Raw genomic sequence first — 6,972 nt, forward strand, 5'->3', positions numbered from 1 at the left:
CCTCCGACCTGGGTGACTTCGATGTGCTGGTAGGAGGCGTCGACACGGGTGGGCGTCGTGTCATGAAGCTGGGTCATTTCCCTGACACCTTTCGAGGACGGTGTGTGCGGGGTCAGACCACAGCGTGTGCCGGACCGGCCATAAAGTCAACTATCCCTATAGGTTGACTAGGAAATCCCCTTATGTTCGACTCGGTGAACGGCGCGCCCTGCCACATCCCGCTCCAAAGGAGTGATCATGCCGCCCATGAACCCCCTGCTGACCAGACGGAGTGTGCTTGCCGGGCTCGGCTTCACCGGCGCGGCTCTGCTCACGGGGTGCACGTCAGCGGTCAGCCTGCAGGCCGGCTCCCCAGCCAACGAAACGTCGAAAGGTGGCACGTTGCGGGCCGGCATCGGACAGGACCTGATCCCCGGCAACTTCTTCACCAACTCGAACTCCGGGATCACCACCCTGATCGGCCTGGTTTACGAAGGTCTGATCCGATACCCGAATGATCGTGTGGCGCCCACCCCTCGCCTGGCAACCTCGTGGCAGATGTCCGCGGACGGACGGGCCCTCACCCTCACTCTGCGTCAAGGCGTGACTTTTCACACGGGCCGGCCCTTCACGTCCAAGGACGTCGAATTCTCACTCAGGACGTACGCCGAGCCGGTGTGGAACGGTCAGTTGCGTAGCACCGCCGCGGCGATCACGTCGTACGACACGTCCGATCCGCAGAAGGTCGTGCTGCATCTGGCTCATCCCCTGGGCAACATCTTCGACCTGCTCGACACCGTCCCCATCGTGGACAGCGAGACTTTCGACGGAGTCGGCACGGGCCGGCAGTACGTCGGTACCGGCCCGTTCCGCTTCGTGTCGTGGACGCCCAACTCGCAACTGCGGTTCGCCAAGAACCCGAAATATTGGCAGCCGGGGCTGCCCTACCTGGACAACGTCAACGTCTCCGTCGTGCCCGACCCGACCTCACTGACGAGCCAGCTGCGCTCGGGTCAGATCGATTACGCGTATGGCAACAGCTACCTCGACATCGAGCAACTCGCCGCGACCAAACGCTTCACCAAACACCAGCTCGCCGGTGCCGAGCAGCAGATCTACGTCGGCACGAACATCACCGCGCCGGCCCTGTCCGACATCCGCGTCCGCCAGGCCATCGCCTACGCCATCGACCGCGAACGCATCATGAGCGAGGTCTTCAGGAACAGCGGCTACGCCGTCAACCTTCCGTGGCCCAAATACTCCAACGCGTACGACGCGAACAAGAACACCACCTATGCGCTCGACACGGCCAAGGCGAGTGCCTTGGTGAAGGAATATGGCAAGCCCATCGCGGAGATCCCGCTCGCCTACTCCGCCCAGGTGCCTCTCTATCGGCAAACGGCGCAGATCGTGCAGGCGAATCTCCAGGCGGTTGGCATCCCGGTGACCCTCGATCCCCTTGACGGCGCCCAGTTCGTCAAGCGGCTCATCGGTGCGGAGTTCCCGGGGATGTGGACCACGTTCCATTCCTGGGCGCAGTACACGCCATCGACCCTGACCGTGAGCGCCTATCCGTTCAACGCCGCCAAGAACTCCTCGCACTACTCGTCGGCCCAGTACAGCAGCGATGCGACACAGGCGTGGCAAGTGGCCGACGGCGGCAGCGAGGAGGCAGTCGGCCATTACGGGCGGCTGAGCGACGACCTGCTTTCTGCGCTGTTCCTCATCGAGATCGGCGTCGTGCAGCCGCAGTGGGTGACGAGCAACCGGCTGCGCGGCGTGTCCTACACCAAACGGCAGGAGCTCGACCTGACTCGCGCGGCGCTCTCGGTCTGAGGCGGTACCCGGTGATTCGCTACCTCGTCAGGAGACTCCCGTCGCTGGCCATGGTGCTGGGTGCCGCGTCGTTGCTGATCTTCGGCGTGATCCGGCTGATCCCCGGCGATCCGGCCAGCATCTTGGCCGGGCCGGACGCCGGACCGGACACCATCGCGGCGATACGTCATGAACTCGGCCTCGACCAGTCGCTGCCCGCGCAGTATGCCCACTGGCTCGGCGGTGTCCTGACCTGGAACCTCGGCCGGTCGTACATCATCGGAGGTGACATCTCCTCACTGCTCGGCGCAGGCGCAGGCAATACCGTGCTGCTCACCTCGGCATCGCTGGTCATCGCGGTCGCGGTCGCGGTGATCGCCGGCCCGTTGTGGGCGTCGACCCGCAGGCCTTGGCTGGAACACCTGCTCACGGGCGTCAACACCCTGGCGATCGCGCTTCCGGCGTTCGTCACCGGGGTGCTGCTGATCCTGCTGCTCGGTGTGCTGCTGCCGGTGCTGCCGAGCGGCGGCGTCCCTCCGGACGGGCTGCTCGCCGATCCGACGATCACAGTGCAGTACCTGCTGATGCCGGCCACGTGCCTCGCCCTGCCTCTGGCGGCCGTGCTCGCCCGGTATCTCGCCGAGTCGCTGCGTACCGAGATGTCTCAGCCGTACGTCGCCACCGCGCTCGCCGCGGGCGTCAGCCGCCGGCGGATCGTCACCCGTCACGCCCTCCGCAATGTCCTGCCCACCAGCCTCACCGTCCTCGGCCTCCAGATCGGCACACTGCTCGGCGGCGCGGTCCTGGTCGAGACCGTCTTCGCGTGGCCCGGCCTCGGCCAGCTCATCGAACAGGCCATCATCATGCGCGACTACCCCGTCGTTCAGGTTCTGCTGCTGTTGTCCGTCGGGGTGTTCGTCGTGATCCAGTTGCTCACCGACGTCGTCCACGCCCTGCTCGATCCACGGATCCGCCTCGGAGGCGCCCGATGACCGACACCACGGTGGCCGGGGCCGCGGCCGTTCCCGGCAGTGAACCGCCTTCCGGCGACGTGCCCGTCATCGCTGCCGGTAACGCCCCGGCCTTTCCCGGAAGGCGGCGTACGCCACTGCTGCGCGGCCGCGGCCTCACCGGGCTCATCCTGGTCGCGGCCGTGATAGTGGCCGGTGTGGCCGCGCCACTGCTCGCGCCGTATGCCCCGGAGGAGCAGATCAGGAACGCCAACCTGCTTGGACCAAGCTGGCAGCACCTGTTGGGCACCGACGAGGTCAACCGGGACGTCTTGTCCCGCACGTTGTACGGCATCCGGGTCGACGCGCTCATCGTCTTCATAGCGGTGCCGGCCGGGGCGGTGCTGGGCTCGCTGGCCGGTGTCGTCTCCAGCCAGTTCGCGGTGGCGGACGTGGTCACTCAGCGTGTGTTCGATGTGCTGCTCGCCTTCCCCGCGCTCATTCTCGCGATCGGCCTCACCGCCGTCACCGGTCCCGGTGCGGTGCCCATCGGCGTGGTCGTCGTCGCTCTGGAGTTGCCGTTGTTCGGACGGCTGGTGCGCACCGCCACACTCGCGGTTCGCGAACTGCCCTTCGTGAGGGCGGCGGAAGCCATGGGCGCCCCCCGATCGTGGGTGCTGCGGCGCCACGTGCTGCCCAACGTGGCCGAGCCGGTGCTTGTGCAACTGGCGCTGTCGATGTCCGGCGCGGTGTTCATCGACAGCGCCATGAATTTCATCGGCATCGGGGTCCGGCCGCCGACCCCGTCCCTCGGCAGTGTCCTGGCCGCGTCCGTCGCCAACCTCCATTCCAACCCGATGTACGCCGTCGGGCCGCTGATCGTGATCGCCGTCCTGGTGCTGGGCTGCCAGTTGATCGCCCAGGCGCTCACCGCGGACCGCAGAAGGGCGGGCGCATGACCGCCGTTTTGACCATCGAACGCCTCACCGTGGACTTCTCCGCTCGCCGTGGCACCGCCCCGGAAACCCGCGCCGTGGACGCTCTCGATCTGCAGCTGCAGGCCGGGGAGGTGCTCGCCCTCGTCGGCGAGTCAGGCTCGGGCAAGTCGGTCACCGCCAGGTCGGTGCTCGGGCTGCTGCCGCCCACCGCCACCGTCTCCGGCAGTATCCGGCTGGGTGACCAGGAGTTGGCGGGCCTCGACGACGGGGCGCTGCGACAGGTCCGCGGGGCGCGTATCGCCATGGTCTTCCAGGATCCAGCGACCGCTCTGAACCCGGTCGAGAGCGTCGGCTGGCAGATCACCGAGGCGTTGCGCGCACACCGCCGCCTGTCGCGGGCCGAAGCCAGGGAGAAGGTCATCGAGCTGCTCGGCCTGGTCGGCATCGAGGACGCCGCGGCCCGCCGCCGCAGCTATCCGCACCAGTTCTCCGGCGGTCAGCGGCAGCGCATCGTCATCGCGCTGGCCCTGGCCGGCGACCCGGAGGTCCTCATCGCCGACGAACCGACCACCGCGCTCGACGTCACCGTGCAGGCCGAGATTCTCGACCTGCTCAGGTCTCTGCGTGCATACACCGGCATGGCTCTGCTTCTCATCACTCACAACATGGGCGTAGTCGCCCAGTTGGCCGACCGGGTCGCCGTCATGCGCGCCGGCCGGCTCGTCGAGGTGGGCGACGTACGGACGATCTTCGAGAATCCTGCTGAGGCGTACACCAGAGAGCTCATCACCGCCGTCCCGCGGCTGCCTACCGGCGAGGACCCGGTCCCGGCTCAGGAGCGGACGGATCCCCCGCTGGCGCCGGTCTTCACCGTCCACGATCTCGTCGCGGACTATCCGGGCCGGGGCGGCCGCGCGCCCCAGCGGGCCCTGAACGGTGTGTCACTGTCCGTAAGGCCAGGCGAGGTGCTCGGTGTTGTGGGCGAGTCCGGCTCGGGGAAGTCGACACTCGGCCGGATCGCGGCCGGATTGCTCCGCCCGACCGCCGGGTCGGCAGCGTTGTTCGGCACCTCCATGGTGGGCATCCGGCGGCCGCACCTGCGGGCGTTGCAGCGCCGGATCGGCGTGGTGTATCAGGATCCCGCCACGTCGCTGGACCCGTTGCGCACCGTCGGAGACAGCATCGCCGAGCCACTGGCCGTGCACCGCCGGGGCACGGCCGCGGAGCGGGCCGCACGGGTGCGTGAGCTGCTTGAAGCGGTCGCGCTGCCGGCGTCGTACGCCGACCGGCTGCCGTGGCAGCTCTCGGGAGGCCAGCAGCAGCGTGTGGCATTCGCCCGCGCATTGGCGCTCGGACCGGATTTACTCATCGCCGACGAACCCACCAGCGCGCTTGACGTCTCGGTGCAGGCGGGTGTTCTCAGCCTCTTCCGGTCGCTGCAGGCGGAGCTCGGCTTCGCCTGCCTGTTCATCAGCCACGACCTCGCGGTGGTGAACAGCGTCTGCGACCGTGTCGCGGTGATGCACGCCGGCCGGCTGACCGAGGAGGGGCCTGCGGCCACTGTGTTGCGGAATCCCCGCAGCTCCTACACCAGGCAGTTGCTCGCCTCGGTGCCCGAACCCGACCCTCGGGCCAGAGCTGGGGCATCGGTCCTCGACAGGCAAGGAGAACCGGCATGAGCATCCCTGCGGACGCCCGGGGCTATGAGAACTTCGGAGGGCGCGTCGGCCGTACGGCCGGTGAGTCGGGCTCCTGGTGGCCGGACCCGGTGCGGCCACCGGTGGGGGCACCGAACATCGTGCTGGTGCTGGCCGACGACATGGGTTACTCCGACATCGGGCCGTTCGGCTCGGAGATCGCGACCCCGACGCTCGACCGGCTGGCCGCGACCGGGTTCACGCTCACCAACTACCACACCACACCGGTCTGCTCCCCGGCTCGTGCCGCGGTCATGACCGGGCTGAACCCGCATCGGGCGGGCTTCGCCTCGGTCGCCAATTCCGATCCGGGTTTCCCCGGCCTCACCCTGGTACTGGCCGACGACGTGCTGACCCTGCCGGAGGCGCTGCGAAGCGCGGGATATGCGACCTTCGCGGTGGGCAAATGGCACCTCACCCGCGACGCGCTCATGAACGACGCCGGCGAGCGCGACTCCTGGCCGCTGCAGCGCGGATTCGACCGGTACTACGGCACCCTGGAGGGCTGCAACAGCTTCTTCGCGCCCAACCGGCTGATCTGCGACAACAGCCCGGTGGAGGTCGGCCGTTACCCCGACGGCTACTGCCTCACCGACGACCTGACCGACCACGCGATCGGCATGATCCGCGGCCTGCGTGCCAATGACGCCGGCCGCCCCTTCTTCCTCTATTTCGCGCATCACGCCATGCACGGGCCGTTGGGGGCGCCCGACCGGCTGATCGACAAATACCGCGGACGCTACGACGGCGGATGGGATCTGCTCCGGGAGCAGCGGTTCGCACGCCAGCTCGCCGCTGGTCTGTTCCCTCCGGGGACGCGGCTCCCCTCGCGCAACACAGAACCGGGTTTCGACGTACCCGACTGGGTGGACCAGCCGGCCGACCGGCAGCGGCTGATGGCTCGTTACATGGAGGTCTACGCGGCGATGGTCGACAGCATCGACGCGAGCCTCGCGCGGGTGCTGTCGGCGATCGCCGACTACGGCGAGCTCGACAACACGATCGTGGTGTTCACCTCGGACAACGGCGGCACGGCGGAAGGCGGCCCTGAGGGCACCCGAAGCTACTTCAGCCAGTTCGTCCACATCGCTGGCCTGCCGCCGGACTGGGAACGCGACATGCCGGCCGACCCGGCCTTGATCGGCGGACCCCGCAGCATGGTGCACTACCCGCGGGGCTGGGGAATGGCCTCCAACACGCCGTTCCGCCTCTATAAGGGCACCACCTTCGCCGGCGGGGTGCGCGTGCCGTTCCTGCTCTCATGGCCTGCCGGGCTGCCCCGGAACGGCGACGACGACGGGCAGCGCCACGCCTACCAGTACGTCACCGACCTGTACCCGACGCTGCTCGGCCTGGCGGGCGTTACCCCGCCCAGACACCGGCGCGGACAGCCGACCAAGACCATCGACGGCTCCGGCTTCATCCCTGTGCTGGCCGACCCCTCGGCACCCGGGACGCACCCGGAGCAGTACGTCGAGTTCGGCGGGCAGCGCGGCTTCTATCGCGACGGCTGGAAGCTTCTCACGCGGCACCATCCGGGCACTCCATACGACGACAGCGAGTGGGAACTCTACGACATCGGCTCCGATCCCA

Annotated in this window: 5 protein-coding genes; all 5 read left to right on the forward strand. The window is 68.3% G+C overall.

All coding sequences use genetic code 11. The annotated features are described in order from the left end of the window. The first annotated feature begins 237 nt into the window (after window positions 1-237). Window positions 238-1,815 carry an ABC transporter substrate-binding protein gene (locus Pph01_RS42255; protein ID WP_239117419.1) on the forward strand — a complete coding sequence of 526 codons (1,578 nt, stop codon included), beginning with the start codon at window positions 238-240 and terminating at the stop codon, window positions 1,813-1,815. Window positions 1,816-1,826: 11 nt separating this feature from the next. Further along, complete coding sequence (locus Pph01_RS42260; protein WP_204078905.1) at window positions 1,827-2,786, forward strand: ABC transporter permease; 960 nt, start codon at window positions 1,827-1,829, stop codon at window positions 2,784-2,786. Continuing rightward, complete coding sequence (locus Pph01_RS42265) at window positions 2,783-3,703, forward strand: ABC transporter permease (protein WP_204078906.1); 921 nt, start codon at window positions 2,783-2,785, stop codon at window positions 3,701-3,703. The genes Pph01_RS42260 and Pph01_RS42265 overlap by 4 nt, the downstream gene beginning before the upstream one ends. Further along, the gene (locus Pph01_RS42270; protein WP_204078907.1) at window positions 3,700-5,361 is read left to right on the forward strand and encodes a dipeptide ABC transporter ATP-binding protein; all 1,662 of its coding nucleotides are present in this window, start codon (window positions 3,700-3,702) and stop codon (window positions 5,359-5,361) included. Before Pph01_RS42265 ends, Pph01_RS42270 begins: the two co-directional genes overlap by 4 nt. Then, the coding region (locus Pph01_RS42275; RefSeq protein ID WP_204078908.1) for an arylsulfatase at window positions 5,358-6,972 on the forward strand (1,615 nt) is incomplete at its 3' end. The genes Pph01_RS42270 and Pph01_RS42275, both read left to right, overlap by 4 nt.

Source organism: Planotetraspora phitsanulokensis, assembly GCF_016863295.1.
Lineage (GTDB): Bacteria > Actinomycetota > Actinomycetes > Streptosporangiales > Streptosporangiaceae > Planotetraspora > Planotetraspora phitsanulokensis.